General features: G+C 60.4%; 1 protein-coding gene. It reads left to right on the forward strand.

What is annotated here, in order from left to right; genetic code table 11:
- A partial coding sequence (gene tssI, locus H9644_RS21405) for a type VI secretion system tip protein TssI/VgrG (protein WP_191776500.1) occupies positions 1-840 on the forward strand: 840 nt, incomplete at both ends.

Raw genomic sequence — 840 nt, forward strand, 5'->3', positions numbered from 1 at the left:
GGTATTTTCTTCTTTGAGCGGTTTGCGGCGGACAGTCCGGAGCAGAAGCTGACGCTGTGCGACGATGTGGCGGGGCTGTCACAGGCGGGGGAGTATCCGTTTAACCCGGACACATCGGCAGGGGCGGAGACGGAGTGTGTGAGTATGTTCCGTTACGAGGCGCATGTCCGCCCGTCGTCGGTGCAGAGCCAGGATTACACGTTCAAGGTGCCGGACTGGCCGGGGATGTACGAGCAGCAGGGTGAGAACCTGAACGGGCAACTGGAGCAGTATGAGATATTTGATTATCCGGGAAGGTTCAAGGATGAGCAGCACGGAAAGGATTTCACGCTGTACCGGATGGACAGCCTGCGCAGTGATGCGGAGAAGGCGACGGGCCAGAGTAATTCCCCCAGGCTGTGGCCGGGAACGCGGTTTACGCTGACGGGGCATCCGCAGAAGATGCTGAACCGTGAATGGCAGGTGGTACAGAGCATTCTGTCAGGAAGCCAGCCGCAGGCGCTGCACGGGAGTCAGGGAAAGGGAACCACGCTGGGAAATCAGTTAGAGGTGATACCGGCAGACCGGACGTGGCGTCCACGGCTGCAAAACAAGCCGAAGGTGGACGGGCCACAAAGCGCCATTGTCACCGGGCCTGCGGGAGAGGAAATCTTCTGTGATGAACATGGCCGGGTACGGGTGAGGTTTCACTGGGACAGGTATAACCCGGCAACGGAGGTGAGTTCGTGCTGGGTGCGGGTGTCGCAGGCGTGGGCGGGGCCGGGGTTTGGTAATCTGGCGATACCGCGTGTGGGCCAGGAGGTGATTGTTGATTTTCTGAACGGAGACCCGGACCAGCCG

Source organism: Escherichia whittamii, assembly GCF_014836715.1.
Lineage (GTDB): Bacteria > Pseudomonadota > Gammaproteobacteria > Enterobacterales > Enterobacteriaceae > Escherichia > Escherichia whittamii.